At 53.2% G+C, this 24220-nt stretch carries 31 protein-coding genes and 1 tRNA gene; 17 read left to right on the plus strand and 15 right to left on the minus strand.

Going from position 1 to position 24220, the window contains the following annotated elements:
* Positions 1-81 precede the first annotated feature (81 nt).
* Complete coding sequence (pstS, locus tag NTE_RS00220) at positions 82-1560, minus strand: phosphate ABC transporter substrate-binding protein PstS (protein ID WP_226987293.1); 1479 nt, start codon at positions 1558-1560, stop codon at positions 82-84.
* Positions 1561-2015: 455 nt separating this feature from the next.
* On the opposite strand from pstS, the gene NTE_RS00225 reads away from it, so the two are divergent.
* The 7 genes from NTE_RS00225 to NTE_RS00255 all read left to right on the plus strand — a co-directional run bounded on the left by NTE_RS00225 (position 2016) and on the right by NTE_RS00255 (position 7789).
* The gene (locus NTE_RS00225) at positions 2016-2267 is read left to right on the plus strand and encodes a hypothetical protein (protein ID WP_148699194.1); all 252 of its coding nucleotides are present in this window, start codon (positions 2016-2018) and stop codon (positions 2265-2267) included.
* 87 nt (positions 2268-2354) lie between these two features.
* Positions 2355-2885 carry a phosphohistidine phosphatase SixA gene (gene sixA / locus NTE_RS00230; protein WP_158384851.1) on the plus strand — a complete coding sequence of 177 codons (531 nt, stop codon included), beginning with the start codon at positions 2355-2357 and terminating at the stop codon, positions 2883-2885.
* Between the two features lies 1 nt (position 2886).
* On the plus strand, positions 2887-4452 hold the full coding sequence (locus NTE_RS00235; protein ID WP_148699196.1) for a Ppx/GppA phosphatase family protein: 1566 nt from the start codon (positions 2887-2889) through the stop codon (positions 4450-4452).
* Positions 4453-4455: 3 nt separating this feature from the next.
* Complete coding sequence (gene tmk / locus NTE_RS00240) at positions 4456-5193, plus strand: dTMP kinase (RefSeq protein WP_226987079.1); 738 nt, start codon at positions 4456-4458, stop codon at positions 5191-5193.
* Positions 5190-5939: a dTMP kinase gene (gene tmk, locus NTE_RS00245; protein ID WP_148699197.1), complete on the plus strand. Its 750-nt coding sequence runs from the start codon at positions 5190-5192 to the stop codon at positions 5937-5939. The genes tmk (NTE_RS00240) and tmk (NTE_RS00245) overlap by 4 nt, the downstream gene beginning before the upstream one ends.
* A 2-nt stretch (positions 5940-5941) precedes the next feature.
* Positions 5942-6781, plus strand: a complete 840-nt coding sequence (locus NTE_RS00250; protein ID WP_148699198.1) for a CHAD domain-containing protein — start codon at positions 5942-5944, stop codon at positions 6779-6781.
* Between the two features lie 480 nt (positions 6782-7261).
* Positions 7262-7789, plus strand: a complete 528-nt coding sequence (locus NTE_RS00255) for a ribonuclease H family protein (RefSeq protein ID WP_148699199.1) — start codon at positions 7262-7264, stop codon at positions 7787-7789.
* On the opposite strand, the gene NTE_RS00260 is transcribed toward NTE_RS00255, so the two are convergent.
* Positions 7778-8161 carry a winged helix-turn-helix transcriptional regulator gene (locus tag NTE_RS00260; RefSeq protein ID WP_148699200.1) on the minus strand — a complete coding sequence of 128 codons (384 nt, stop codon included), beginning with the start codon at positions 8159-8161 and terminating at the stop codon, positions 7778-7780. The two genes, NTE_RS00255 and NTE_RS00260, sit on opposite strands and share 12 nt — an antisense overlap.
* A 64-nt stretch (positions 8162-8225) precedes the next feature.
* Here NTE_RS00260 and arsM point away from each other — a divergent pair, with 64 nt between their 5' ends.
* From arsM to NTE_RS00275, 3 genes are read left to right on the plus strand one after another with little or no spacing between them, the layout of a single operon-like run.
* On the plus strand, positions 8226-8981 hold the full coding sequence (arsM, locus tag NTE_RS00265) for an arsenite methyltransferase (RefSeq protein ID WP_148699201.1): 756 nt from the start codon (positions 8226-8228) through the stop codon (positions 8979-8981).
* Entirely contained in the window at positions 8978-9409 is a 432-nt protein-coding gene (locus NTE_RS00270; RefSeq protein ID WP_148699202.1) for an arsenate reductase ArsC, read from the plus strand. The genes arsM and NTE_RS00270 overlap by 4 nt, the downstream gene beginning before the upstream one ends.
* Complete coding sequence (locus tag NTE_RS00275; protein WP_226987080.1) at positions 9381-10076, plus strand: MIP/aquaporin family protein; 696 nt, start codon at positions 9381-9383, stop codon at positions 10074-10076. The genes NTE_RS00270 and NTE_RS00275 overlap by 29 nt, the downstream gene beginning before the upstream one ends.
* Here the strand turns inward: NTE_RS00275 and NTE_RS00280 are convergent.
* The gene (locus tag NTE_RS00280) at positions 10073-11386 is read right to left on the minus strand and encodes a cation:proton antiporter (protein WP_226987081.1); all 1314 of its coding nucleotides are present in this window, start codon (positions 11384-11386) and stop codon (positions 10073-10075) included. The genes NTE_RS00275 and NTE_RS00280 overlap by 4 nt on opposite strands.
* A gap of 88 nt (positions 11387-11474) precedes the next feature.
* Here NTE_RS00280 and NTE_RS00285 point away from each other — a divergent pair, with 88 nt between their 5' ends.
* Positions 11475-12014 carry a stage II sporulation protein M gene (locus NTE_RS00285; protein WP_158384853.1) on the plus strand — a complete coding sequence of 180 codons (540 nt, stop codon included), beginning with the start codon at positions 11475-11477 and terminating at the stop codon, positions 12012-12014.
* Between the two features lie 16 nt (positions 12015-12030).
* On the opposite strand, the gene NTE_RS00290 is transcribed toward NTE_RS00285, so the two are convergent.
* The 5 genes from NTE_RS00290 to NTE_RS17010 all read right to left on the minus strand — a co-directional run bounded on the left by NTE_RS00290 (position 12031) and on the right by NTE_RS17010 (position 14634).
* Positions 12031-12408 (minus strand): antibiotic biosynthesis monooxygenase family protein, encoded by a 378-nt coding sequence (locus NTE_RS00290; RefSeq protein WP_148699204.1) that lies wholly within the window; start codon positions 12406-12408, stop codon positions 12031-12033.
* 100 nt (positions 12409-12508) lie between these two features.
* Positions 12509-13381: a hypothetical protein gene (locus NTE_RS00295; RefSeq protein WP_148699205.1), complete on the minus strand. Its 873-nt coding sequence runs from the start codon at positions 13379-13381 to the stop codon at positions 12509-12511.
* Between the two features lie 141 nt (positions 13382-13522).
* On the minus strand, positions 13523-13825 hold the full coding sequence (locus tag NTE_RS00300) for a hypothetical protein (protein ID WP_148699206.1): 303 nt from the start codon (positions 13823-13825) through the stop codon (positions 13523-13525).
* 48 nt (positions 13826-13873) lie between these two features.
* Positions 13874-14425: a putative glycolipid-binding domain-containing protein gene (locus tag NTE_RS00305; RefSeq protein WP_158384855.1), complete on the minus strand. Its 552-nt coding sequence runs from the start codon at positions 14423-14425 to the stop codon at positions 13874-13876.
* Positions 14426-14502: 77 nt separating this feature from the next.
* Complete coding sequence (locus tag NTE_RS17010) at positions 14503-14634, minus strand: zinc-ribbon domain-containing protein (RefSeq protein WP_226987082.1); 132 nt, start codon at positions 14632-14634, stop codon at positions 14503-14505.
* A 125-nt stretch (positions 14635-14759) separates the two neighbouring features.
* Between NTE_RS17010 and NTE_RS00310 the strand changes: the two genes are divergently transcribed.
* Positions 14760-15497 carry a PAC2 family protein gene (locus tag NTE_RS00310; RefSeq protein WP_148699208.1) on the plus strand — a complete coding sequence of 246 codons (738 nt, stop codon included), beginning with the start codon at positions 14760-14762 and terminating at the stop codon, positions 15495-15497.
* Here the strand turns inward: NTE_RS00310 and cbiE are convergent.
* From cbiE to NTE_RS00330, 4 genes are all read right to left on the minus strand, one after another.
* Positions 15494-16210 carry a precorrin-6y C5,15-methyltransferase (decarboxylating) subunit CbiE gene (cbiE, locus tag NTE_RS00315; RefSeq protein ID WP_148699209.1) on the minus strand — a complete coding sequence of 239 codons (717 nt, stop codon included), beginning with the start codon at positions 16208-16210 and terminating at the stop codon, positions 15494-15496. The two genes, NTE_RS00310 and cbiE, sit on opposite strands and share 4 nt — an antisense overlap.
* Positions 16211-16265: 55 nt before the next feature.
* Positions 16266-16496, minus strand: a complete 231-nt coding sequence (locus NTE_RS00320) for an Lrp/AsnC ligand binding domain-containing protein (protein WP_148699210.1) — start codon at positions 16494-16496, stop codon at positions 16266-16268.
* A gap of 55 nt (positions 16497-16551) precedes the next feature.
* On the minus strand, positions 16552-17031 hold the full coding sequence (locus NTE_RS00325) for a hypothetical protein (RefSeq protein ID WP_148699211.1): 480 nt from the start codon (positions 17029-17031) through the stop codon (positions 16552-16554).
* Positions 17032-17135: 104 nt separating this feature from the next.
* Complete coding sequence (locus tag NTE_RS00330; protein WP_075055106.1) at positions 17136-17429, minus strand: NADH-quinone oxidoreductase subunit I; 294 nt, start codon at positions 17427-17429, stop codon at positions 17136-17138.
* A gap of 354 nt (positions 17430-17783) precedes the next feature.
* On the opposite strand from NTE_RS00330, the gene NTE_RS00335 reads away from it, so the two are divergent.
* The gene (locus tag NTE_RS00335; RefSeq protein WP_148699212.1) at positions 17784-19100 is read left to right on the plus strand and encodes a tRNA(Ile)(2)-agmatinylcytidine synthase; all 1317 of its coding nucleotides are present in this window, start codon (positions 17784-17786) and stop codon (positions 19098-19100) included.
* On the opposite strand, the gene NTE_RS00340 is transcribed toward NTE_RS00335, so the two are convergent.
* The 3 genes from NTE_RS00340 to NTE_RS16095 form a co-directional block, all read right to left on the minus strand.
* Positions 19098-19199, minus strand: a tRNA-Met gene (locus NTE_RS00340). The two genes, NTE_RS00335 and NTE_RS00340, sit on opposite strands and share 3 nt — an antisense overlap.
* A 551-nt stretch (positions 19200-19750) precedes the next feature.
* Positions 19751-19909, minus strand: a complete 159-nt coding sequence (locus tag NTE_RS16090) for a hypothetical protein (RefSeq protein WP_158384857.1) — start codon at positions 19907-19909, stop codon at positions 19751-19753.
* A 38-nt stretch (positions 19910-19947) separates the two neighbouring features.
* Complete coding sequence (locus NTE_RS16095) at positions 19948-20097, minus strand: hypothetical protein (RefSeq protein WP_158384859.1); 150 nt, start codon at positions 20095-20097, stop codon at positions 19948-19950.
* A gap of 69 nt (positions 20098-20166) precedes the next feature.
* On the opposite strand from NTE_RS16095, the gene hisI reads away from it, so the two are divergent.
* The 4 genes from hisI (at position 20167) to NTE_RS00360 (ending at position 24220) form a co-directional block, all read left to right on the plus strand.
* Complete coding sequence (hisI, locus tag NTE_RS00345; protein WP_148699213.1) at positions 20167-20502, plus strand: phosphoribosyl-AMP cyclohydrolase; 336 nt, start codon at positions 20167-20169, stop codon at positions 20500-20502.
* A 159-nt stretch (positions 20503-20661) separates the two neighbouring features.
* Positions 20662-21882 (plus strand): threonine synthase, encoded by a 1221-nt coding sequence (locus tag NTE_RS00350; RefSeq protein WP_148699214.1) that lies wholly within the window; start codon positions 20662-20664, stop codon positions 21880-21882.
* 10 nt (positions 21883-21892) lie between these two features.
* A complete protein-coding gene (locus tag NTE_RS00355) occupies positions 21893-23227 on the plus strand; it encodes a ThiF family adenylyltransferase (RefSeq protein WP_148699215.1) in 1335 nt (444 codons plus the stop codon).
* 105 nt (positions 23228-23332) lie between these two features.
* Entirely contained in the window at positions 23333-24220 is an 888-nt protein-coding gene (locus NTE_RS00360; protein WP_148699216.1) for a hypothetical protein, read from the plus strand.

Below are 24220 nucleotides of genomic sequence, written 5' to 3' on the forward strand. Positions count from 1 at the left end.
AACGGAAAAACTGTAGCTGAAGGTGATCTATATAGAGAGAGAAAGAGAGAGAGAAAAAGAAAAAAGAGGCAGGATAATGAGCTAGAGCCTACCTAGCCCAAAAAAAGAAGCCTGTCCCTTAAAGCGCGCGATGCCTATCACTGCCACAAGCGACACTGCAAGGACGAGCGCTGATACCACGCCAAACTCGGGAACGACCGACGCGCCCTTGATGCTGACCGGCCCGGCGCTGCCGTCAGGCACCGTGAATTTTATCGTGGTTTCCGTGGCTGTCGAGCCTACCTGCTGGAAGCTCACCTCCTTGCCTCCCGCCGAGACGACCTGTATGCCGTCTATCATGGCCTTTGGCAGGGTAAGCTCCACGTCGCCGGGCTTGTCAAACCCGACGTCGATTGACTGGCCCGCCGCGTTTACTGCGACGCTCGTGACCTTGGCGCTTGACGAGCTGCTGACCTTGACGGGGTAGCTCTTGCCTTCAAACGTGGCAGACACTGTAGTGTCAGAGGCTTGCTGCTGTTGCTGTTGCAGTACAGGCTGGCTCTTGTACGTCAGCGAGCCGAGGGTCTGCATGTTCAGCTTGACGACGTTGTCAGGCAGGGGCACGTACGACAGCTGCTCGGCGTGCTTTTGCCCTTCCGGCCCTATCGCCCACGCGATGAAATCAACAATCGCCTTGGCTTTTTGCGCACTGTCCACCTTGGGAGACGTGCTCATCTCCTTGTACAGAAGCAGGTAAGAAAAGCTTGCAATCGGGTACGAGTTGTCGCCTGATGCGTCAAGGAGCGAAACGTTGGCCCACGAGGCGTCACCAGCGGGGAGCGACGTAGCGCCCGCTTCTACGGCTGCCTTTGTCGAATCAAGGGTCGGTTCTACAAAATTGCCTGCCTTGTTCTTTATGCTGGCATAGTCCATCCCTGTAGTGAGCGCGTACGAGAGCTCCACGTACCCAAGCGAGTAGGGCGTCTGCCCTATCGTGTTTGAAACGCCCTCGTTTCCGGGAGCGCCAACGCCCACAGGCCACTCGACGGACTTGCCTGCGCCCACCTTGTCCTTCCATTCCTGGCTCACAGTTGCAAGGTAGCTGGTCCATACAAACGTCGTTCCAGAGCCGTCTGCCCTGCGCACGACTACAATGTCGCGGTTTGGAAGGTTGACACCAGAATTTTCAGAGGCGATCTGCGGGTCGTTCCACTTCTTTATCTTGCCAAGGTAAATGTCGGCAAGGACGGGGCCGGTGAGCTTTAGGCCCTTCTCAACCCCTGGCACGTTGTACGCTGCTACCACGGAACCAATGGTTTCAGGGATGTGGACTGCCGGCCCGGGCAGCGCGCCTCTCTCGCTTTCAGTGAGAGGTGCGTCTGACGCTCCAAAGTCGACCGTCTTTTCGGTGAACTGCTTTACCCCTCCGCCGCTTCCTATTGACTGGTAGTTCAGGCTGACATCAGAGTTTACCTTCTGGTACTGCACCCGCCACGTGTCTATCAGCGGGAAGGGAAACGTTGCGCCGGCACCGTCTATCACTATCTTGCCCTGCGCATAAGCGGACAGCATGGGCATCATAGCCAAGACAGCGGCGAAAAACCCGGCAATAACAATCATCGTCGTTCTTTTTCCAACGCCGTGCATGTCGGAAATAGCATAGACGCCCTTCTAATGGATGCCCGACGTAATTCGCATAATTCACGTAATTCATGTAGCAGTGTAAAATGGTCCGATTGTTCTTCCGTGCAGATACATGCACATGCGGTATATGCAGGATTTTTTTGCAGAAACGATAAAGCCGAGGTTGATGGCATTACCCGCGGGCCACTTTTTTGTTGGGAGGGGGATGAGGGGAAAGGGCCGGCGGGTCGGGGTTGCTGCCATTCAACCTCAACGCCCCTGTTATACCGCTGCAGACAACAAAAAGCTACCCAATATAGAATACAGGCAAGCTATAGGCGCGCGTTGAACTATGTGTTGACTGTCGGCAAGGGATATGAGCACACTGCGCGAAATAACCGGCGTGTGTATCTATGCAGGTAGTAACAGCAACAACAACAGCAGCAATAACAGGTTCTGAAAGGCATTTTGCGCTATGCGAATCGTGCTTTTGGAGCGCGACCGTTTTTGGCAAGAACAATAACAATAATCTGTTGCCTGCGTGCCCATCGTGCATGGGAGAAAATGTTTCGTTAATACCGCTGTCAAAGGACGAGGAATATCAGGTCAGGGTATCGCCTTCCGCAGGCGTCGAGATGTCCTTTTCAAGGGCCAAAAAAGCCTAGGCAGAAGAAAAAGCACCATTTTCTTTTTTACTTTATACTGACAATATATAGACAAGTTTGATATACGCGCCGGCTCTATCGGCTCCCGTGGAGCTTTACATCCTGCGTCACGGCGAGGCGGGCAAGAGGCTTGCCGCCGGAAGCAAGGATTCCGAGCGCCCGCTTACCGTTGCAGGCGAGCAAGAAGTAAAGGAGATAGCGGGCGCCCTTGTCGATCTCGGGATAAAGCTTGACTTTGTGGCCGCAAGCCCGCTTGCAAGGGCTCGCCAGACCGCCGAGATCGTCGTCAAAAAACTAAAGGTCAAGAAAGGAAAATTCGAGCTGTGGAACGAACTAAAGCCGGAGGGAAGCAGGCTTGCGCTCTATTCCAAGCTTGCGCAGTTCAAGCCCGGCGATTCTGTAATGGTGGTAGGTCACGAGCCGTACCTCAGCAGCCTGGTTGGCGACCTGATGTTTGACAGCCAAGGGAGCAGTAGCGGTGGCGGCAGTAATGGGCGCATTGTGCTGAAAAAGGCCGGCCTTGCAAGGGTCAGCGTGACGTCGCTCCGGCCAAGGGCAAGGGGGGAGCTGCGGTGGCTTCTTACGCCGCGCCACATGAGGAGGATGATGACAACATAACATGAAAGTCTCTGTCGTCGACCTTGGCTTTAACTCTGTCAAGATGGTCAACTATGACATCAAGCGCGACGGCACTTTCAAGGCATACCGGCAGGAAGGAGTCAAGGTCAAGCTTGGAGAGGGGCTTGGCAGGGGAGGCTACCTTTCCGGCGAGCCCGTGCAGCGCACCATTGAAGCATTGAAGCTGTTCCGCGACATCATTAATTTTGATTCCATACGGCACGTGCTGCCGGTTGCGACAAGCGCCGTGAGGGACGCTGCAAACCGCGACTCTTTTCTCAAGCAGATCCGTGAGGAGACGGGCTTTCAGTTCAAGGTACTTTCCGGTCAGGAGGAAGGATTCTACTCGTACGTTGGCGCGCTTGCGTCAACCTGTGTACCCACGTCGCTCTTTTTCGACCTTGGAGGCGGAAGCCTGGAGCTTGTCTACACCGAAAATTACAACGTAAAAAAGGTCGAGTCGTACCCCCTTGGCGCGCTGCGCCTGTCAAAGACGTACAGCGACAATGACTCTTCGTTTTCAAAAAAAGCGTACGGCAAGATGGAGGAGCGCATACTGGACACGCTGCCTGACAGAAAGGAGCTTGGTACAAGCGTTGACACCACGCTTGTAGGCGTCGGTGGCACGCTGCGGGCCATTGCGCGCTATGAGCAAGAGCTTGCCGGCTATGAGCTTGACAAGATCCACAACTATCGCATGAGCTATTCTTCCGTCTCTGCAATAGCAAGCGAGCTGTCCAAGACGGACAGGGGCGATCTAGACAAGATAAAGGCTATTGGGAGCAACAGGGTAGACACCATCGTCGCCGGCTCGGCGGTGATCTCGCTTCTCATGCAAAAGCTGGACTTTGACAAGGTAATAGTCAGCGCCAGGGGCCTGCGCGAGGGGATACTGTCGGTGTTTTTGCGCGACCCAAAGGCATTTTATAACAACAACAATAACAGCATGACTGCCGAGCGGGCCAAGGTGTACGTCACGTTTGCGTGCCAGCAGCAGGGGCTGCTCCCGCAGTACGCGTTTTCGCTGGTAAAGCCGCTGGTGTCTGCGGGCCTCCTGCGCGAAAAAGAGCGGGCGATACTGGGCCATGCGCTTAAACAGATAGTCGTCCTTCCCACCGTCACAAACCTGAGCAACCTCTTTCACCTGATAATGGACGAGGACAACGCGTTTCTCACGCACCGCGAGCAGCTGATCCTTGCGCTTGCCATCGTCCACACCAAGAAGGAAAAGACGGTGGACTGGCTGTTTTCAAGGTACGGCTCGATACTGGAGCCGCAGAACAAAAAGTCGATTGAAAAAATCTCGGCGTGCATAGCGCTCTCGGAGATCCTTGAAAGGACAAAGGCGATGGCGCGCCTGTCGATAAGCGGCAACAACAACAAAAAAGTCGCAATCAAGATCCTGCAGGGCAAGCAGCAGGCCGCTGTCCCGGCGACGCTCCTTGCAAGCGCGCTGCGCAACTTTGAGCGGGCGTTTGACGTCACTGCAAGCTGCCAGATTGTTGTTGCCAGTACAAACGGATCTGCTGCGACAAAAAGGCAGGAGGTCGTCAGGGTGATCGTATGAGATATGACAATGATGATGATGTCGTCTGTTAACAACAAAAATCGCGAAATAATACCGGGCAGGCTGATAATAGTGGAGGGCGTGGACGGGTCCGGCAAGTCCACGCAGATACGCCTGCTTGAAAAGTGGTTCAGGTACATGGGGCTGCAGGTGTTCTTTACCGAGTGGAACTCGTCAGAGACGGTAAAGGAGATAACGTCCAAGGGCAAGAAAAAGGCTCTGCTGACGCCAATAACGTTCAGCCTGCTGCACGCCACCGACTTTGCCGACAGGTACGAGCGCCACATCCTGCCGCTTTTGCGCGCAGGGTACATCGTGCTTGCAGACCGCTATATCTACACGGCGTTTGCCCGCGACGTCGTGCGGGGCTGCCACCCGCGCTGGGTGCGCCACATGTACGACTTTGCAGTCAAGCCGGACATCTCGTTTTACTTTCGAGTTCCGGTGGACATTGCGTTTGACAGGATAGTGAAGAACAGGCCGAAGCTGAAATACTACGAGGCGGGCATGGACCTGAACCTGAGCAACGACCCCTATGAAAGCTACCGCATATTCCAGGGAAGGATAGTGGAGCAGTACGACTCGATGGTCGGGCCGGAGAACTTTGTAGTGATCGACGGCACGGCAGACATCGAGGAGCAGCAGAAGGTCATGCGCCAGAAGGTGATGGAGCTTTTGCCAAGGCAGTTTTTCCGGGGCAAGCAACAACAACAGGAAGAAAAGGAGGTGCCCGCAGAGTGAGGCGCGGCAGAGCAGTAGCAGCGGCAGCAGAAAGGACGCTCCAGTTCTACGGCCACGGCATACCCTACATTGAGGACACAGGGATCAAGGGCAGGCTCATAGTGATAGAAGGTCCCGACGCGTCTGGCAGGAGCACCCAGATAGGGCTGATAACGGCCAAGCTTGAAGCAGCAGGCCACGCCGTTTTAAACACGGGCTTGAAGCGGTCGGAGCTGATAAGCGAGGGAATACTGGAGGCAAAGAGGAATTTCGCCGGCAGAAAGACGCTCTCGCTCTTTTACGCAGCCGACTTTGCAGACCAGCTTGAAAACAAGATAATCCCCGCGCTGCGCGCAGGTTACGTCGTGCTTGCAGACCGATACATCTACACGCTGCTTGCAAGGGAGGCGGTAAGGGGCATCAGCAGGCGCTGGTCGCACAACCTGTTCTCGTTCGCAATAGTGCCGGACCTGGTGTTCTACCTCGATGTCGAGCCGGAGGAGCTTGTGCACCGCGTCTTTCAGAAAAACGCGTACCTCGACTACTATGAATCAGGCGCAGACATGGGGCTTGCCAACGACATGTTCGAGTCCTTCATGAAATACCAGGCCATGATCGCCAAAGAGTTCCGCAGGATGCAAAAGCGATACAACCTTGTGATAATAGACGGCAACAGGTCCATACCGGAGATAAACGCCGACCTGCAAAAGCGCATCGACGCCTTTTTGGAATCGGCGCATGCGGCGAGCAGCAAGGCGACGCTCTAATCATGCAGCAGGGCAAAACGACGCAGTTTGAGAAAAATTTTGAAGCAAGCTCGGCCCGTGTAAAAAAGAGGCTTGCCGCGTACCTGCGCGACCCCGAAGACGGAAAGAACGTGCACGCCATGCGCACTTCCCTGCGGCGCCTTGAAGCCGCGTTCTTGCTCCTGCCAAAAAAAGAGCGCAAGAGGAACAAAAAGCAGGCTGACGCGTGCAAGGCGTTTTTCCGCGCCAACAGCCGCGTGCGCGACCTTGACATAATCAGTGCCAAGATCACGGCCCTTGGAGGCGATCCGTTTGTGGACGCGATTGCAGGCAAGAGAAAGGCCGCGCTTGTCCACGCGCTTGCGCTGGCGCGGTCGCTAGAAAAAAACAAGATGCCGCTGGCTGCAAACGCAATAAAGAAAAAGAAGAGCATTGACGGAGACAAGCTTGCCGCAAGGATGGACAAGGTCGCCGGGAGGCTGGTTTGCGCTATTGAAGAGCGCCTGCCGGTAGTAGTCGGCGACAGCAGCAAAAAAGAAGAGCTGCACGGGTTACGCAAGGACCTGAAAAAGCTGCGCTACATGCTAGAGATCCTTCCTGCCGGCCGCAGGAAAAAGTACGAAAGGGCGGTAGCAAAGGTTGTTGTAGGCGGCAGCAACAGCAATAGTGGCAGTAACAATGTCATGGCAAGGCTCAAGGAGCTGCAGGGTACGCTTGGGCTCGTACGCGACTGCGACATTACAATAGAATACCTACAAAGGGTCAAGGGCGCAGGGGCCGTTTTGCAAAAGGGAAAGGATGAAAGAGACGCGCTTTATGAAAAATTTGCAAAGAATATGATGATGACGATAATGGCAAGCTAGGCGCAGGCTTGCCTGCATTTGGGGCCATGTATGCTGTCCAGCATTGTAGAGCAGCGCGTGCAGCCGCGTAGCAAAGCTACGCCGCAGCTCTGGCACACCCTGAGCGTCTGGAGCTGGGCGCCACAAGCCCTGCAACAGGTGTCCGGCATATACGCGGCCTTTGCAAAACGATTACTTTTCGCTTGTCTATGCCCTGCACGTAGATCCACTGTCCAGACGTGTTCTATGTCGGGCAGGCTTTTCTTTTGCGCCCTCTCAAGTATCCTTGCTATCCTGCGTACGAGAGGTTGACTGGAAACCCCGGCAGCAGAAGAGGAGCACCATACAATAATGACGCTGTGGGGCCACACCATCAACCTCCTTTCCTTTTCTCTCGTTGCCACCATACTATATGATCCCCATTGTCAAAATTGATTCTATCCGCGGCAAATCCGCTTGACCGAAAATGCTCATATATCACCTGCAGCCCATATAAGACACGTGAGGCAGCACTCCTCAATCGTTATAGATGCTGACGCCTCCCCGTCCGGCTACATAGCCTGGTACAACCATTACACCGGTGGGAAGAACATAATACCTGTCCGCCCCTCGCCAAAGAACGAGCGGTTTGGCGTGCAGCGGATGGAGCTTTTGGCCATCTATTTTGCGCTCAAGGAGAACCTTGCACACATACGCAGGGCCTTCAAGCGCTCAAGCAAGAGGCGCATCGTAGTCGAGGTGAGGAGCGACTCGAAAACAACAGTGGACCAGCTCCGCGGCACGACGCAGATAAGGGACTCGCTCATGCGCAGGATCGTTTCGGTCATCGGCAGGCTCCTTGCAGGCATGGACTACTGCACGACCATAGTCTTTGACCACCTTGAGCGATCAAGGAACATCGCCGGCCTGATGCTTGAGCAGAAGAGGCGCAAAGAACAGGAGCACAGGATGGAGATGCGCTCTTCCTTGTACGACATGACAGGGTTTGCGCCGCCGATATCATCATCAGCAGCAGCGCTATGCGCTTGATGATGACGATGACGACCACTTTCTCATCCACTGGAGCAGGTTGATGACAGACTCGACGAGCTCCTGACCCTTTGGCGTCAGCCTGTACTCGACGCGGGGCGGGATCTCGCTGTACGCCTTGCGCTCCAGTATCCCACCTTTTTCCAGCTCCTTTAGCCGGGTTGCAAGCGTCTTGCTGCTGACTCCTTTTATCGTGTCGCGAAACTGCTTGTAGCGCACCGGCTCGACGGTGCAGCAGAGCGGTATCAGGATCTCTAGCGTGCCCCTTTTCGTTATTATCCTGCGCAATCTCGCAGTTTCTGACATGAGAGAAGCGGCATCATAGCCGTCAAAGCCGCAATCTTGTATGACCGGTAGTTTCTTGGTTTCCATCTTTACACCAGCTGTGTTTGTTTCCTCTTTACAACTTAAATAGTTTCTCTAGTAAAGTATTGGCATGAACAACAACGGGAACATCAAGGAAAAAGTGAGGGAAAAGTACGGCAGGGTGGCGCTGTTGCAGGATTCATGCTGCGGGCCCGGCGAATGCGGATGCGGCACATCATTATCGCCAATGGAGGCTGCAGGTGCGACAGGGTACAGCAAGGAAGACCTGTCGTCCGTGCCTGAAGCGGCTATACTGGGCGCAGGGTGCGGCGCGCCGTTGAATTTTGCGGATCTGAAGGAAGGCGAGACTGTCGTGGACCTTGGCTCCGGGGCCGGCATTGACGTGTTCCTGTCTGCCAAGCGCGTCGGCGCAGGCGGCAGGGCGATTGGCATCGACATGACCGATGAAATGCTTGCAAAGGCAAGGAAAAACGCAAGCGAGCACGGCGGCTATGAAAACGTCGAATTCAGAAAGGGCGACATCGAGGAGCGAATACCGCTTGAAGATGCAAGCGCCGACGCCGTGATAAGCAACTGCGTCATCAACCTGACTCTTGACAAGGTAAAAACATTTTCCGAGATTCACAGGGTGCTAAAAGACGGCGGCAGGATGGTCATTTCTGACATTGTCACCGACAGCGAGGCCGAGGCAGTCGACCCGGAGGAATGGTGCAGCTGCATCGACGGCGCGCTCACAAAGGAAAACTATGTTGCCGCCATAAAAAAAGCAGGCTTTGGAAACGCAACGGTCCTTGAGGAGCGTCCTTACATTGAAAAGGTGGACGGGCGGAGGCTTTCAAGCATCGTGGTAAGAGCCATGAAATGAACGATCAGCAGCAACGACAACAAGAAAAGACAGTGCTTTTCGTGTGCGTCGAAAACGCAGGCAGGAGCCAGATGGCGGAGGGCTTTTTCCGGAAATACGCGCCAAAAGGCTACAGGGCGATAAGCGCCGGGACGCGGCCGGCGCAAGAGATAAACCCGCTTGCTGTGCAGGCCATGAAGGAGGCAGGAGTCGACATCAGCAGGCAAAGGAGCAAGGTAATAGATGACGACATGGTACGCGGCTGTGCCGTGGCCGTCAACATGGGCTGCATGGACAAGTCCGAATGCCCGCTCTTGTTCCTGAACAACCCCGTCGACTGGGGCATAGAGGACCCAAAGGGCAAGCCGATTGAAAAGGTGCGCCTTATCCGCGACGACATTGAGAGAAGAGTAAAGGAGCTTGTCAGAGACCTCGAAAACAGCGGTTAGGCTGGCCGCGGACAAAAAGAGGTTCCTTGCAGAGCTTGTCGGCACGTTTGTAATAGTGGTTTTTGCCACCGGCTCTGTCGTAATTGACGCTAGGCTTGGCGGCGTCCTTGGCACGCCCTTTGCAGCGATATGCCCCGCAATAGCGGTTGCGCTGATGGTATACGCCTTTGGGAAAATATCGATGGCGCATTTCAACCCCGCCGTTACGCTTGGCTTTTTGATAACGGGGCACATTACGCCCCGGCAGTTCCCGGTGTATTTTGCGGCAGAAATAATTGGCGCGCTGCTGGCAAGCGCGTTTGTCGCCTTTGCGATAGGCACGGAGGCAAACCTTGGGGCAAACGCGCCAAATTACTCTTTTCCACTTCCTCTCATAATAGCAGCAGAAGTCCTTGCCACCGGGCTCTTGATGGCTGTCATTTATGTCGCAGTATACACAAGGGGGTTGCGGGGCTTTGGCGGCATCGCCATCGGAGGCATGATAGGCCTTGACATTTTGTTTCTGTCGTTTGTATCAGGCGCATCGATGAACCCGGCAAGGTCGCTTGCGCCAGCGCTGCTCTCCGGGTTTATCACAGATTTGTGGCTGTACTGGACGGCGACCTTTGCCGGCGCGGCCGTAGTCGCAACGGTTGTTGCACGCAAAAAGAAATTATTATTCCGCTAGCCGGCTTTTTCTTCTTCCGGCTTGCGGTCGTCGTCATCGTCGTCATCATTATTGTCATCGTCAGTGCTACTAGTGCTGCTCTGCACCCTGATCTTGCTTCCAAACCTGATGATATAGGGAGCCATAAACGTGGTTACGATAGTCACGACGCCGAGCAGTGGTAGTATGGTCGAACTAATGGCTCCCACGTCCTGCCCTCCCTTGACTACCACGAGCGACAGCTCTCCCTTTGCGGCAGACATGCCAAACCCCGTCCGGAGCGCGGTGACGCTGTCATATTTTGCCTTGGTCAGTATGCCTGTCACGATGAGGAACTTGGCCCCAAACGAGGTGAGTATCAGTATCGCGGCAGGCAGTATATAGTCCGGCAAGACCCTGATGTCCATGAGCGCTCCTATAGAGACAAAGAATATGGCGGCAAACATGTCGCGCAGGGGCAGGGTAAGTATCCTTGCTACTGCCGCGCTGTTTGACTCTGCCACAAGCACACCGGCCAAGAACGCGCCTGTCGCCACCGACAGCCCGATCCCGTTTGCAATAAAGGAAAGCCCAAACGCAAGGCCAAGGATTACTATCAAAAGAAGCGCATAGTCGTTTGTCCTGCCGGCCCTGTCCACTATCTTGGGGAAAAGGCGCGACCCAAGGAACAGAACGCCGCCGATGAACGCGGCCACTATGCCGATTGAAATTGCAAGGTTCAGGGGCTCCACCTGGCCACCGTTTGCCGCAACAGACTGCAGAATAGCAAGTATGCTGATGGCCAGTATGTCTTCTACCACCGTGATGCCAAGCAGCAAGATGGACGACTTGTCCTTTATCATGCCCAGCTCCTCAAGTATCCTCACAGTAACGACGGTACTGGTGATGGACAGCGCAAGGCCTAGAAACAGCGAGTCAAAGAACGCAAATCCAAGGTACTGCGCGATAAAGAACACCAAAAAGAGCGTGCCAAGCGTCTCTGCCACTGCCACCACAAACGACACCCTGCCCACCGACCGCAGCTTTGCCATCGGAAACTCCGTGCCTACCACAAAGAGCAGCATGATGATGCCAAGCTCTGCAAGCACGTTTATGGTGCTGGCGTCCCGCACGAGGCTGAAAGGCGGGGTGTACGGGCCGATGAGTATGCCGGCAAGTATGTAGCCTATTACCATCGGCTGCTTTAGCTTGTACGTGATGGCAATCATTATGGCGGCGACTACCATCACCACCGCAAAGTCCTGGACTATGAAATCTGTCGGACCGTTTCCGGGCGCAAAGAACTGCGGAAAAATTGTGGTACCGATTGTTGTCGCGGCGGTCTGGTTCACCGCACTACCTAAGGCTTGCCAAAATAAAAACACAAGCTTGTGTGTATGTGTTCGTTTTTAGGTGGGTAGGTTTTATAGCAATAACACAGTGTCGCGTTTTAACATCCGGCGCCGGCTGCTCTTTGTGGCAATAGGCGCCATCGTCTTCTTTGCCGCGTACTCGGCCGGCGCAGCCGTACAACTGACGCCGACAGAGGCCAAGGAGGTCCGCGACTCGTTTTCGTCGCAAATAGAGGACATCAACGACGTCGGAATATTCGTAAACAACGTCAAGATAGCGCTTGGCATGTTCGTGCCGGGGCTGGGCATCGGCCTGGGCGTGTTTTCCGGCTATGCTACGGGCAACGTCTTTGCCGCGCTTGCGCAGGACTCGCCGGTGCTTCAGGGCATACCGCCCCAGCTCATCCTCATCACGCCCTTTGGCGTGATGGAGGTCATCACGTACGGCCTTGCGATGTCAAGGAGCGGGATGCTTGTCTATTATTTTGCAAAAAAGAGGCCGTGGCGCGAATATGTTGCCCCGACGCTGATAGAGCTTGGCATAGCCGCGGCAATACTGCTAGCAGCCGCCGCAATAGAGTGGTGGATGATACAAGAGCTTGGCGGCACAAACTTTGAGGGTTTTTGATTAAACCTGCAGAGTGTCAATATTCTACGCAGATTCCCGGCACCGCAACTTTTCTAAAGAGATGCGGCCTGCTGACGGTCCCGTCAGGATAGTGTGCAAGCCTTGCCCGAAACGCAGGGTCGCTAACGGCCTGCTTCATGTGTGCTACCGACTCCCATATTGCATAATTGACAAAAACGGTGCTTTCTCCTATGCCGCGGTGAAGCTGCGTAGAGATCAAGCCCGGCTTTTGCTTGAAAAATGCAGCGTCTTCTGCCCAGGCTTTGAGCACTTTGTCAACGTCCTGGGGTTTTGCATTGAACACGTTGATAAAAACCACCGGCCCTCCGTAGTCCTTTTCCTCTAGCTGTTGATCGAGTTTGATGTTCTCGTCCATTTCCTCAATCTTTATCATGATGATGAGTACACACGTACTTGCATGATAGAAAAAAGTTATCACGCAGGTGTTCTTTTCGTACAGAAAGTTTACCAAGAATTTCAGTAAAAAGAGGGTTTCAATTAACGACCTCAAAATATTTCATCATACGACCCTCCCCCTGAATTGATGCTCCCAACCTGTACGGTCCGGTTTCATTAAGGATCAGTGGACCCCTGTTGATGCCTATGTCCCGTGGGTGAAATTCTTCGTTGATGTCATGAGCCGGTTCGCAATTATATCCAATCGGACTCCTGCTGTACCAGACCACCTGCTTGGTATTTACATTTTGTATTGCTACATTGGGGTAAGTGCAGAGCCTCCCATACCCGCTCACCTTGACAATGAAATCTATCTCTTTACCGGCTTGATAGGCACTCTTGAACCCTTCGATTGTCAGGGTAAGGGGAGAATAGCTTTTGTTATCATCATCATTATTGTTGTCGTCATGCAATGTACTGAACTCTATGCACCTTCCACTCTGCAAAAAGTTCATGACATTTTCTTCGCCATATACTGGCGGTATAAAGTTGTATAAGGTTCTGTTTTCAATTGATGCTGCATCGCACCTTATTTGTATCTGTTTGAGTCCAGAGATTGTTGCGTCCTTGCTAATGATGTCAAAGCCGTTGCCTTCAAACGTTGCAGAAAGGGTCAATCGCCGAAAACTTTCATCATATCCATCGCCATCAGCGTCTCCCCACCGGGATATTTCGTAATGGTACGTAATAGCGGTACTATTTTGCGAAAACCCGCTGGTAAAGTCGGGATACTTTTTCACAAAAAGCTGCACTTCTTGCAACTGTTCTGCCCTTTTGAATTCTTGAATTGGCGGCCTTTCCCTAGTTATTGCCGCAGACATCGGAGTCATGAAAAGTGCGAACAATATTACAAACACGATTCCAATTGCCAGTGCTGCAATGACAGGCGCGGTAATGCTGTCGTTGCCCACGATAGAGTGGAATTGAAAAAGATGCTTTTCAGCATTGCGTAACAAAACACAATTCGTCAATCAACGTAATATTGCCCAAGTCCGGCATATCATTATCCTTTGTGTATTGTACAACAAAATTAAAAACACAATTAATCGATTTTAACCCTCTTCGGGCTCTGGGCCTGCCGCCGCGCCGCCGCCACCACCGCCCTTTACGTTGTATTTCTCGATAAACTCTGAGGCCTTGGCCGCCACCTCGGCCCACTTCCATCTCTTGACGCTCATCCTGCACAGGTCGACCTTCCACTGCTCCTTGCGCTTCATCCATCGGTAGAGCCGGAGGTCCCTGCCGTACTGGCTTTCAACCACTACGAGCGCGACTATCAGGTTGTCGCTTCTGTAGAGGTCATAGCCGTCAAGCACCTTGAACGTGGCCGAAACAGGGTAGCGGGATTCACTCATATGTACATGCAAGCTTTGTTGCCGCCGGTTTTAAGTTTTGGCGAGTGTTTACACTCTTTTGAAGAGGCCCGGATAGGTTACGACCAGCCCGTGCTCGTCAACCTCGATGTCCCGGCTAAAGTTGCCGTCTACTGATTCGTACCTGTAAAGCCGGCCGGGCTCAATGCAGGTGTAGCGCTGAAGGTCGGCCGTGACTGCCAAGTCAGGCAAGCTGACATAGGCCACAGAAACGTCCTTGCTTTCGCCCAGCTTTAGGCCGAGCCGGCGGATGGGTATGGTGTTTGTAAAAGGCGTGGCAGAAAGGTCAACGTCGATGGAGCCGCTCAGGTAAGGCAGGACGGCGCCGGAAGCACCACCACTATCATCGGTCCAGTTGCCGCTGCCGTCGCTTGCAAGGTCAATGTGCTTGCCACCGGTCAGCAGCCTGACTTTGACCTCTCTTGTCCGCCATGATCTGTCGCAGGCGATTCTGTACGTGGTTGAATAGGCCGTTCTTTCCAATACAGACTCTGCTATAATGCCATCAGGACCCTCTTCTAGGACGAGGCGCTCCCAGCCGTCGCCTGCCCAGGTATGCCAGCGTGCAACGATGATGGTCAAGCTAGGAATTTTCTAAAGGCATTGATTTCTTAAGTTTTAATAGAGAGACAAAAAGAGAGAGGGAAAGGCCTTCTTATTTACTGGCCCTCGCCGCATGCAGGGCAGGTCTTTTGCGCCTTGGGCATCTTGGCCCCGCACTCGACGCAGTATTTCATTGAGGCCCTGTCCTTTTGTTGTTGAGCCATGCCAACAGACTTTTCCATTGACATTACGGCTTTTTCAAGCCGTTTTTGATATATAAATACAGTTTACAAACGCATTGAACTGGTATGCAAGTATCAGTATTTTCACACCGTATGATTGATATTTATTGTGGCAATGGGCGCTGAAATGCGTGATCGGGCTCAAGGTGCACAGGACGCCCCAGTTCTCCGGCCAGCCGAGGATAGTTGCGGCGCTTCCGGACATGGGAAACGTCGCCGGAATCGGCCTTGCGTACCTTGCGAAAAAGCTTGACGCCAAGGTTTTTGCCGAGCTGTACTCGTTCTGGCCTCCCTTTGTCAGCTACAAGGACGGGGGCATTGTCGATTACAAGCAGGCCAGCTACCGCTTTTATGCAGTCGATGCAAGCGACCTTTTGATATTCACCGGCGATTTCAACCCGGCCGACCCTAGGCGCCTGTACGAGGTCTGCGATGAGGTTCTGGGCATGGCGCAGCGCATGAACGCAGGCGCGCTATACTCTATAGGCGCCGCGCTCAGGCAGCCGGGCGCAGGAGGCAAGGTGCTTGCCGCCGTCAACAACCCTGCGCTCGTACAGCCGTTAAAGCAGGCTGGCGCCGAGATGCTGCAGGGAGAAGGCCAGATTTCCGGCTTTAACGGCCTTGTCCTTGGCTTTGCAAAGGAGCGCGGGATCGACGCGGCGTGCGTCCTTGGAGAAATTGACAACCCAAACATCATCCAGCCAAAGGCAGCGCAGTCGATTCTGCAGGTTTTGCTAAGGCTGCTGGGCCTGGAGTCATTTGACATGGCGCAGCTTGACGAGGAAGAAAAGAGAAAAAACTTCATGGAGCAGCAGGTGGGCTACCTTGAAAAGGTGATAGAAAGGGGCGAGCCTCCGGGCGTCGCCTAGAACTCCAAGTATGTTTGCCTCTTTACCTGGTCGATAACCATCGCAGACAGGTCAGAGAACTCTTTTCCCTCAAGGTCGCTTGCGACGCCTTTGAACGTCGTCTCCTTGTCGGTCGTCAGGTGCTCAAACACCCACACCTTTAGCTTTTGCGTGTCGATGCCGCTTGCCTTCAGGAATTTTGCAATATCAGACTGCATGAAATGCTTTGACAGGTCGCGCGGCCACGGCCTTGGAAGCAGTATCACGCTCTTGCCATCCTTGACTGCCTGCACGAGATCCTTCTTTTTCTGCTCAATGTCGCCTGTCACATGGAACGTGACTATGAACGCCTTGTCGGTTGGCACGCGGGATTTTGCGGCTGCAACCTGAATGGAGCTGATGCCGGGTATTATCTGGACGTTGTCATCACCAAATATCTCTAGCAGGCGGTCAACCACTTCGGATTCAGAGAAATTGACGTCGCCCGTGAAAGGCACAGTGCAGTACTCGCCGTCCTTCATCCTTGCATAGACGCCCTGGTACACGTCCTCCTGCGACTTCATCGTGACCTCAAGGACCTCTTGCCTGCTGCGGTCAATGACTCCCTCTATGGTAGCAAGCGTGTACTTGTAACCGACAATGTACTTCGATTTCCTGACGGCTTCCTTGGCCGCGTCGGTCACGTACAGGGGCGATCCGGGCCCAACGCCTACCACAAAGAGCTTTTTTGGCAACAGAGGGTGGAAAGAAAAATGCCTTCTTTAATTATTGCGCTATTGCTCGATGTTATTATTTTGCGACGACCATCGTGTTGGTGCTGCGCACGCCCTTTATCTTGCGCAGCTCCCAAGAGACGACGCGCTGGACTTCCTTTTCGGTCGGCTCTTCCACTACTGCCATGATGTCGTATTCGCCGTACAGCTCGTAGACTTCCTTCACCCCGTCTAGTGCTTTTATCTCTTCATGCAAAAGGCCCTCAACGCCAGTGTCGGCGCTGATTAAAACGAATGCTTTGGTCATTTATCGGTCTTTATTGGTAATGTGCGGCTCCAAAGCTACCCATATAACGCTTTGCCTAAGCAGTTTTAACCAAGTTTATGAGAGGAGTCCAGTCCATGCGCTGGAACTCTAGCGGATCCTTTGCAGGGTACGTGACCCAGCCCTTGACTATCGAGAACTTCACAGTTTTTGCAGTGTCGCCGAGGTTGAGCTTTACCTTGAGGAGCGTGCCCCACCTCTTTTCCTCTGACGAGATGTCCATTATCTGCCGGAACGGCACCTCGAAATTGTCCGGGCTCTTGTCCAGGTCCTTCTCAAGATCTTTTATGCCATAGCCCTCAGCAGGCCGAAAAACGTTCTCGCCGGCTTTGAAGCGGTTCAGCTGCCGGGTAGAGTGCGTGTCGTGCGCGCGGTATGTCATCTCTGTTTTCGAGATGAACGCGAGGCGCCGGTCGGTTATCACCAGCATGCCCTCTCTTCCGCGCTTTAGAAAGCCCTCGTCTTCTTTCCAGATCCAGAAAAGGTGTGCTTTTATCTGCTCGTCCCATTCGACCAACTAGCTTGCTCTACAGTAGCAAGGAAACAACGAGTTACTTAAAATGTTAATTGAAAATTTTATTATCTAAAAAGAAAGAAAAGAGAAGAGAAAGAAGGGGACTTTTAACCTTCTTCCCAGCCCTTCACGAAGAGGCCGTGCTTCTTCAGTGGGACTGGCTGTCCTGGGGTGTAATCCATCGGCCTCATCCAGAAGATTGCCTTTGTCGGGCAAACGCCGATGCACGCTCCATCGGAGATGCATCTCTCTGGATAGAAGACAAATGCCTTACCCCTCTTCCATCCTTCCACCGGCTTTACTCTGAGCACATCTGGACCGAGAGCGGTGCAGATTTCTACGCAGAGCGCGCAGCCGATGCAGTGCTGTTCAGAAACATCAGGAAGTATTGCGACTGGCATCTAGTTCACTAAGCGTTGACAGTGCGTGAAACTATTTAAACTCTGTGCCGTCTGTATAACAGCGATATAATCCAGCATGATCATGAGAGAGAAAGAAAAGAAACGCAAAAGGCTGATCCAATGCAGGCATTTGCGGCATACCGAGGGATATGTAGCGGAATGAACCGCCAATGGTCGTGGCTCTGTTCTTTTGGCACAACGCAACAGGCGCCTGCATCTTTTCAGCCAGTCTAGCTGGGCAGATAGACTAGGCTTACATCGACATTTGTATAATATATAGAGTTCTCATGATCAGTTGGTATTCTTCCGGTTACGACCATACACTATTAAGCCAATTTCTGCCACCTTGCAAATATGACGCTGCTCCACATTGCCTTTGACGACACTGACTCGAGGGCAGGACGATGTACAACTCATCTGGCCTTCCGGGTCGCAGGAGAGCTGCAAAAGACTATGGGAGCAGAGCTTGTCGATTATCCACTCCTGATACGGCTCAACCCCAACATCCCCTGGAAGACGCGGGGCAACGGCGCAGTCTGCCTGCGGGCAAGGCTAAAAGATGCAGGCAGGGCTGTTGACTATGTCAGGCAGGCAGTGGAGGAAGGCTCGGCTATTGGGAGCGGGGCAAACCCGGGCATGGCATTTTTGGAAGGAGAGGAAATATTGCCAGAGAAATTGAAGCAGTTTAGCGCCTTTGCCATGTGCGACGTGTCCAGCCGGCAGCAGGCCGAAAAGGTGGCAAAAGAATGCGGGATAAAATTCTGGACGTTTGGCAACGGGCAGGGGCTTGTTGGCGCACTGGGCGCAATGGGCTGCGCGCTTGACGGCGACCACACGTTTGAGCTCATTGCGTACCGCACGCCGGAAAACTGCGGCACCCCCCGGGTGGTGGACAACGACAGGATTATCAAGTTCAGCAAGGAAACTTTTCCATACACGTTCAACAACTATGACCAGAACCACGGCAGGGTGTTGATTGCGCCGCACGGGCCCGATCCCGTGTTCTTTGGCGTCAGGGGCGAAAGCCCGGAGGTAGTGTCGTCGGCCATGTCCAAGATATTGCCTGCGGAAAAACTGGAAGGCCACATGGTGTTCCGCTCAAACCAAGGCACCAACATGCACCTGCAAAACGAGCTTGACCTGCGTGCGGCAAAGGCGTACACCGCCGGCCATGTCAGGTGCAGGGTAAAGAGCAAGCCGTACGCGATGGAGGGAGGGCACGTGATGTTTTCAGTAGAGCAGTCCGGCGCCGAGATGCCGGCAGCTGTTTACGAGCCGACCGGCCTTGCAAACGTTGCAGTCGCGCTTGCGCCGGGCGACCTTGTCGAGATAGGCGTCGGGGTGCGCAAGGGCACGACCCTTCACCCAAAGATACTGAACGTCGAATACTTGCTGGTAAAGGAGCTTGCGCCCGTCTACGACGTTGCAAACCCGCTGTGCAAGATGTGCGGCAGGCGCATGAAGTCGGAGGGCAGAAACAAGGGCTACCAGTGCGAAAAATGCAAGTTCCGCGACCAAAAGGCGCAGAAAATAATGGTGGAAAAAGTGCGCGCGATAAAGCCGGGATTGTACGTGCCTACGCCAAAGGCGCACAGGCACCTGACAAAGCCGGTGCACAGATACGGGATGGAGAAAACGGGTTTTCAATATACAACATCATACGTAAAGTAGCGGGGGGTGGATTTTCCGGATAGAAGTGTAGGTATCCTGTTGAACCACCGATCTGCGGGTTATGAGCCCGCCGGGATGACCTGGCTTCCCCACCCCGCTGACAACTTTTCTACGATGGGGGAATATATCTCTGCCTAAAGTCAGGGCACTTGATTATTGGACGGAATTTGCAGAACGCTCAAGTAATTGCTCTGCGTTATACGATCGCCGCGTTAATGCTTGGCAGCCTGAACAAAACCATTTTTGGCGGACGAAGATGGCTTTTTCATTGACTATGCTGTCAGTTGCAGTTGTGGCTATTGTTCTAGCTGCGATATTTGTCATGCCTAGCCAAAGAATCTTTTCGACGAGGATACCGGCGGTAGTGCAGAGCAGAGACTATACTCACATCTCTGAGGAACTAATCATGAATAACAGAGGATTGCGTACAGCTCTCGAGTGTGCGGATTCGCATTATGAAATTTTAAAGCGCACGGGATCACAAACACAGAATCCCATATCAGCGGATCCAAGTTGTGAAACAAAGATCAGTGCGTATGACGCAAGTATGATAAAGTCGCAGATTCCGGTGTTCTCGCTCGACGGGCATTATCTGTACCAGGTAGAACACGAAGGCAAATACCACACGATTTTAATGCTGCCCGAATGATTCATTTTAGCGCCGCATCGGATCTCTTCTTTCTAACATATGCCATTATGGCGATTATCGCAGCAGTCACTATTACCGCGTACGCGATTTTTATCGCTGCGTCATAAGCATTGCAAGCCGGCTGCTCGCATGGCATCTGTGCAAACAGCGCTTCAAGCATATATGGCTACGATAGCAATTACATGCACCTAAAGATTGCTAGAATTCCCCTTCTTCTTGCTGTTCCTGCTCTTCTTCCTGCTGCTGGCGCGCCCTTGCCGCTGCCTTTTCCCGCATCTCTGCAAGGCGCGACGCAAGCCATGCCCTCCAGTACGCGTCAAAATCAAGTGACGATTCGGCAGCAGACAAGGCAAAAGGGGGTTGCAGGCCAAACAATATAGGTTTATTTCTCCGCCTTGCGCGCTACGAATCATAATTATGAACGTCAAGTCTGCAAACGACGTCGACTTTGCCAAGCGCGGAGGCGTACTTCCCGTGATAGTGCAGGACCGCAAGACAAAGGACGTGCTGACGCTCGTCTACGCCAACAGAGAGGCGCTTGAAAACACGATAAAAACTGGAAACGCTTGGTTCTGGAGCACGTCGCGCAACAAGCTCTGGATGAAAGGCGAAGAATCTGGAAACGTCCAGCCGGTGCACGAGATCTTGGTTGACTGCGACTCGGACGCTTTGCTGTACATAGTAGATTCAGACAAGCCGATGTGCCACACAGGCGACCGGACCTGCTTCCATAATGTACTGAAACAGCCATAGCTTCTTCAAATTTCCTGCGAGCAGTGAAGAAGAATCACGAAAATTTGCAGGAAATTTTCTGTTAAGCATTACAATATCAATGCACTAGAAAGTTAAGCAATACTTAAAATGTGCTTAGAGACGTTCTAATAATAAGCTTTCAGAGAAAGGGCGTAAATCATGGGAAGTATCAAGTCATTAAAGTGCAGGGAGTGCGGCAAGGAATACGAGCCGCAGTTCCGGTACGTTTGTGAAGAGTGTTTTGGTCCGTTGGACGTGACATACAAAGAGGCGTCGTCGATAAACAGGCATACGTTTGACCTGAGGGAAAAGACCTACTGGCGCTATTTCGAGCTCCTCCCAGTTGCAGACAAGGCAAACATTGTCAGCCTCAACGCGGGGCTTACGCCGCTCCAGCACGCAGACAAGCTGGGCGAGCGCCTTGGATTGAAGAGCCTTTACATTAAAAACGACTCTGTCAACCCGACCTTTTCGTTCAAGGACAGGCCCGCCGGCGTTGCGGTGTCAAGGGCCAAGGAAACAAAGCTAAACGCGGTAGGATGCGCGTCGACTGGCAACCTTGCATCTGCGACGGCCGCGCACGCGGCAAAGGCAGGCCTTCCCTGCTACATTTTTGCGCCTTCTGACATCGAGCACGTCAAGATAGCGCAGGCGCTTTCGTACGGTGCCGAGTTTGTCGCAGTTGAAGGCACGTACGACGACGCAAACAGGGTCGCATCAATAATCGGCGACTCCAAAGGCTACGGCATCGTCAACATCAACATGAGGCCCTACTACGTCGAAGGTTCAAAGACGCTTGCGTACGAGGTTGCAGAGCAGCTTGGATGGGAGGTGCCTGACAGGCTGGTGATACCTGTCGGCTCGGGCGCAATGCTCAACGCAATATGCAAGGGCTTTGAAGAGCTGCATGCGCTCGGGCTGATTGGAAGCGTCAAGAACCTGAAAATAGTGGCTGCGCAGCCGCACGGGTGCGCGCCGGTGGTCGACGCGTTCAAGCGCAACTCTGACGAGGTAATCCCTGTGGAAAGGCCGGAGACGATAGCCAAGAGCCTCGCAATCGGCGACCCGGGAGACGGCATTTACGTTCTAAAGCGATTGAAGCAGTACGGCGGCCTTGCGGAGGAAGTGGGCGACGAGGAGATAAGGGACGGAATCATGATGCTTGCGCAGTCAGAGGGCATATTCACAGAGCCGGCCGGCGGGGTTTCAGTGGGCGTGCTGAAAAAGCTGGTAGAAGAAGGCAGGATAGACAGGGACGAAAAGGTGGTCTGCTACGTCACCGGCAACGGGCTGAAGGCTACAGAAGCAATTATAGGGGTGCTGCCGAAACTTACCGCTGTCAAGCCGGACGCAGCCGCTGTCTCGGCGATGATCGGGTGATTATGATAAAATGGCAAAAGTAGAATTTACTGTCCCGTCGGTATTGAACAAAGGGCAGGGAGAGAAAAAGCTCCCAATAGAGGCCGCCGACCTCCAGGACGCCTTCAACAAGGTGTCAGAGCAGATGGGCGACGACTTCAAGCGCCGCGTGTTTGACCACAACGGCAAGCCCCGCTCGCTCATCAACATCTACGTAAACGGCAAGAACATGCGCTTTTCAGGCGGCATGACTACTGCGCTCAAGGACGGCGACAACGTCTACATACTGCCGGCAGTGGCAGGAGGCGCTGAGCTGACAAGCGAGGAGCTGCAGCGCTATTCGAGGCAGGTGATGCTTGAAGAAATAGGCTTTGAGGGCATGGAAAAGCTGCGCGCTGCCAAGGTATGCGTCGTTGGAGCCGGAGGAATCGGCAATCCGGTGCTTACGCAGCTGGTCGGAATGGGCGTTGGCAAGATCCGCGTGGTGGACAGAGACGTAATCGAGGTAACAAACCTGCACAGACAGCACCTGTACACCGACGAGGACATTGGCAGGGTAAAGGTCGAAGCTGCTGCCGATCGCTTGCGCAAGATGAACCCAAACGTGGAAATAGAGCCGGTGCCGACATCTGTGACAAAGTACACGGCAGAGAGCATAGTCAAGGGGTTCGATATAGTCATTGATGCACTTGATAGCATAGATGCTCGCTATGCTCTGAATGATGCTTGCATCAAGCTCAACATCCCGCTAATTTATGCAGGTGCAATTGGCGTGACAGGCTCTGTTTGTACTATTTTGCCAAACAAGTCGGCGTGTATACGATGCAGATTCCCTGAGCTAAACGAGGAGGAAATGCCGGCATGTAGCACAGAAGGAGTACATCCTTCAATCTTGTACCTTGTCGCAGGTGTTGAGGTATCAGAAGCTGTCAAAATAATCATTGGAAAAGAACCCAGTCTGGTAAACACGTTGCTCATAATGGATCTGGAAGGGCCTTCGTTTGAAAGGTTCCAGATTGCACGAGCTGAAGAGTGCCCGGCATGCGGCACAACAAGGACAATCAGCGGCCAGCAGCAGGTAACTGCAAAGGAGCTGATAATCGAAGAGCTGTGCGGCAGGGACAGGGGCAAGAGGACGTGGACCATAACACCGGCAAACCCTGTGCCAGTCAACCTTGGCGGCATCAGCAAGACGGCAGAGACGCTTGGCTATCAGGTCAGGACACGCGGGACGCTTGGCATCACGGCGACAAACGCAAGCAAGATGTCAGTAAGCTTTTTGTCGAGCGGCGCGGCGACGATTGTTGGCGCAAAAGACGAAGAGGAAGCAGTGACAGTCTATAATAATTTCATAAAAAGTAGTTAAAACTGCTAAAATAAACTCCAACATTTCATATTTTTACAATGCATACTTAATAGTTAAATAGTATCAATAATTCCGGAGACATTCTATATAAGGAGATCATAATGGATGGCAAATAACCACAGATCAGACCTTCATTGGGCAGGAATTCTGGCTGTTATTGCTAGTATGCTGCTGGTCGGGTCGCCTGCATTGATAGCACTTGCCAATGCAGAAGAAGCTAATTCTTCACATTCACCGGGCAAGGTTGTTGTTGCGTCCTCGCCTGTTTATTTGGCCGACAAGAATGACAAGCATGGTGGCGGAAGTAGCGGCGGCAGCGGAAGTGGCAGTAGCAGCGATAGCGGCGATACCACTACTACAAACAACGGTGACAACAATAGTAGTAGTAGCGGAAGTGGCAGTAGTGATAGTAGTAGCAACGAGGGCGATAATTCGGGCAGCGGCACTACAGATAATCAAGAAGAAAACGAGGAAACTTCAGCCAGCGGTGCCAATGATGAAAGCGGCAACGACGATTCGCAGGCGATACTTGTTGCGCAAGAAGCGCAGCAGCAAGACGACGAGCAGCCTGAAACCCCTCTGAAAGAAGAAGAGAAGAGCTACCCGGAAGACACATACCCAGACTCTTATTTTTCCGACAGGCCACTAAAAAAGATGGAATTGCAGAGATACTTGATCCTCGATGAGGATGGCAATGCTGTCTCGGACGCCAAGCCCGGCGACAGCATCAAGATAGTGGCAAGCTACAAGAACCTGCAGCAGAAAGAACAGAGGTACGCGCTGATAACGCAGATTGTAGATCAGGACGGTGTCACGCTGGATGTGAGCTGGTCCATGGACATGGTAGAGAGCGGCGGGTATATTGACTGGTTCAAGCTGTGGAAGCCCAGTGGTCCGGCCGTGTGTACAATCAAGACCGTTGTCTGGAGCGGGGTTGGCGAAAACCCGGTGCCGCTTTCAGAAACAAGCGTGACGGCAGTCGTGGTCCAGTAA

The organism is Candidatus Nitrososphaera evergladensis SR1 (assembly GCF_000730285.1).
Taxonomy (GTDB): domain Archaea; phylum Thermoproteota; class Nitrososphaeria; order Nitrososphaerales; family Nitrososphaeraceae; genus Nitrososphaera; species Nitrososphaera evergladensis.